Raw genomic sequence first — 3,233 nt, 5'->3', positions numbered from 1 at the left:
GGCGGTGCTGGCTACCGAGCGCGCCGTGGGCCAGGCGCAGCGCCTGCCCGAGGTCGCTGGCCGACGGGTCGACGACGGTGGCGGGGCGACCCCGGGGAGGGTCGTCGCGCAGCGTGTACTCCAGTCGAGCGTCCGCCCCGAACAGCGCCAGGGCGGCGCGGTCGCCCTCGCTGCGGCCGTCGAGGGCGGCGTCGACCCAGGCCAGGGCGTCGTCGAGTCCCGCCCCCACCGAGTCGGACGCGTCGACCAGGAACGCGACGTCGACGCCGCCACCAGCGACGTTCCACCGCGGCCCGGCCAACGCCAGGACGAGGAACGCGACCGCGGCAGCGCGGAACGCCGTCGCCAGCCGGTGCTGGCGGGGACGCACCCGGCTGACCGCCCGGCGACCGGCCACCACGACCAGCGGCACGACCACCAGGGCGACGAGCCAGCCCGGATGGTCGAACCCGACCGGGCTCACGCGAGCACCGCCGCGGGCATCACGCCACCACCTCCGCCGGTCGCTTCGCGCCCCGCCGGCGGGCCCGGCGGGGCTTGAGGACGGTCGCCCAGACCCACTCGGCGACGGCCAGGATCAGCACCACCGCGAGGATGTCCCGACCGAAGCCGTGGCGACCCTGTGCCGTCCCCCCCGCACCGTCCACGGCCGTGGCGGTCCGGTCGGTCCGATCCGGTCGGCTGCGCGCCAGGTCGCCCTCCGCCGGGACGGTGTTCGCCGCCACCCACCCCTCGCCGCCCGCACCGTCGTCTCCGGCAGCGGCCCAGCGAACCCGGTACAGGCCGGCCTGCTCGAGGCGCACCCGTGGTTGGGCGGGATCGACCGTCAGCTCCGTCCCCGGTCCGGTGACGGTGATCCCGGTGGCGCCGGCGGGGACCGGGAGGGTGACCGCCTCCCCAGCGCTCGTCGGTGTGGCGGTGGGTCCGCCCCCGAGCCACGTCACCGCGTTGGCGATCAGCACAGGCCACGCCGGTTGCAGCGGGAGGTTGCTCTGCGTCAGGTCGAAGGCGACGTAGACGACCGGTGCCGCGTCGAGACGCCCGGTGAGGATCAGCGGGCCGCTGGGCCCGCTGGCGACCGGGGTGAGCGCCGGGGCGGTGACCGTCTGCGCGGCCGCGATCGCAACGTCCGACAGGTCGACCGCGGCCAGGATCTCGTGATCGGGAGCCTGGAAGGTCAGCGCCGGCAGCTCCACCTCGCCGGTGACCTCGACACCGGGTGGGGGGACCGGCGGTGCGACGTACACGGTCGGCAGGGGGGGCGGGGCGGCGGGGGCTGCGACCCGGTCCACCACGACCAGGTCCGCGTCGTGCAGGGCACGCGCCCCGGGGCCGGACACAGCGTCGGGCACGGTGTCGGTGGTGCGCACCTGCACCCCGGGGACGGCCGCGAACGCCGCCTCCAGGAAGACGTTGCCGGGCCCGGCGATCAGCACCGTCAGCTCACGCGCGCTGGGCAACACCGTGTAGGCCCGGTCGTCCACCGACAGGGCATCGGAGCTCTCACCGGTGACGGTGGTTCCGGCCGGGGCGATCTCTGCCACCAGGTGAGGTCCGCCGGAGCGCTCGAGGGTGACGACGAGCTCCTCGGTGGCACGTGGACCCAGCCGCAGGCGTCGCTCGATCAGCGGCTCGACCGCCGCGTCGGCGGTGTCGGTGGCGGCCACCCCGACCGTCAGGTCCGCGTCGGTGGCCAGCGTCCCGAAGTTGCGGACCTGCACGAACAGCTGGTGGGCGCCGGCACCCACCGGGACGGCATGCAGACGGGTCACGGCCAGGTTCGGCCGCTCGCGGCCGACCGCGGTCACCAGCAGACCGGGTGGGACGGCGTCGCGGTGCTCTGCGGGGACCACCCCGTCGCTGAGCAGGTGAACCACCGTGGACTGGCCGGGACGCTCCAGCGCCGCGGCCAGGGTGAACGCGTCGGTCAGGTCGGCTGCGCCGTGGCTGGGACGGACCGCAGCGAGCGCCCGCCGGATCGCGCGGGGATCGTCCGACGCCGACAGCAGGACCCGGGCGCGGGGTCCGGCCTCCACCACCGACACCACCTGACCCGGACCCAGGCGGTCCACCAGCGTCTCGGCGGACCGCCGCGCCAGCTCCAGGCGGGTCGGCCCATCCTCGTCGGCGAGCATCGACGCGGACGCGTCCACCACCACGATGGTGTGGTCGCCCAGGCTCGCGGTCACGGTGACGTAGGGCTGCGCCAGCGCGAGCGTCCCCACGACCAGCGCCAGCAGGACCAGCCAGAACGTGGCGTCGCTCCGGAAACGCTGCCAGGGCACCGCCGCCGCGATCGAACGGTCGCTGCGCCGCCACAGGAACGTCGAGGCGACCGTCACACGCGGGCGGCGCACCCGCAGCACGTACCACGCGATCAACGGGAGCGTGAGCAGGCCGGCCAGGAACCCGGCCGGGTTGGCGAAGCTCACGTCACCACCCCGAGTCGGCGCAGCGTGCCGGTGGCCAGCTCCTCGACCGACGCGTCGTCGACCAGGCGGGCGTAGGCGATCCCGTGCCGCCCGCAGGCCGCCTCGACCTGCGCGAGCCACGCCTCGCAGGTGGCCTGGTAGGCGGCCAACGCCTCCTCGTCGATCCCGACCTCCAGCTCCTCGCCGGTCTCGGCATCGGCGAGGCGCAGGTCGCCGCGGACTCCCGGTTCGAGGTCCTCACGGCCGAGCAGGTGCACCACCACGCCGTCGCACCGCCCCGCCGCCAGCTCCCGGACCGCGTCCGGCCAGGCGTCGTCGAGCAGGTCGGAGACCACCACGGTCGGGCCGGCCGGTCCGTCGCCGCGTGCTCGGTGGATCGCGCCCGCCAGGTCGGGGCGGGCCGCGCTCGGAGGATCGGTCGCCGCGGCCAACAGCCGTGCCTCGACCGCCGGGAGGCCACCCGACCCGCGGAACCACGGGCCGGCGTCGACGCCGTCGGATCCGGCCAACAGCACCCGGACCCGGTCCTGGCCGTTGTGCGCCAGGGCCGCGAACACCGCCGCGACCTCGCGGGCGGTGCGCGCCTTCCGCCCGAACCCCATCGACGCCGACAGGTCCACCACGACCCGGGCGGCGGCCTCGTCCTCGGCCTCGTACAGCTTGACGAGGAGGCGGCCCAGCCGCTGGTACGCCGCGACGTCGAGCCGGCGCGGGTCGTCGCCGGGGACGTACTGGCGGTGGTCGGCGAAGTCCAGCGACGCGCCGTACCGCCGCGAGCGGTGGCTCCCCGCGTACCGGCCC

The 3,233-nt window shown here is 76.0% G+C and carries 3 protein-coding genes; all 3 read right to left on the bottom strand.

Annotation, left to right across the window (positions count from 1 at the left end; all coding sequences use genetic code 11):
* Nucleotides 1-463 (bottom strand): VWA domain-containing protein (locus tag M3N57_01515; GenBank protein MDP9021383.1); only part of this gene is annotated, 463 nt, incomplete at its 3' end.
* A gap of 19 nt (nt 464-482) precedes the next feature.
* A complete protein-coding gene (locus M3N57_01510; GenBank protein MDP9021382.1) occupies nt 483-2,432 on the bottom strand; it encodes a BatA and WFA domain-containing protein in 1,950 nt (649 codons plus the stop codon).
* Nucleotides 2,429-3,233: DUF58 domain-containing protein (locus M3N57_01505; GenBank protein ID MDP9021381.1), on the bottom strand; the 805-nt coding region annotated here is incomplete at its 5' end. The genes M3N57_01505 and M3N57_01510, both read right to left, overlap by 4 nt.

It is taken from the genome of Actinomycetota bacterium (assembly GCA_030776725.1).
GTDB lineage: Bacteria > Actinomycetota > Nitriliruptoria > Nitriliruptorales > JAHWKO01 > JAHWKW01.
This window is presented reverse-complemented; position numbering and strand designations above follow the sequence as displayed.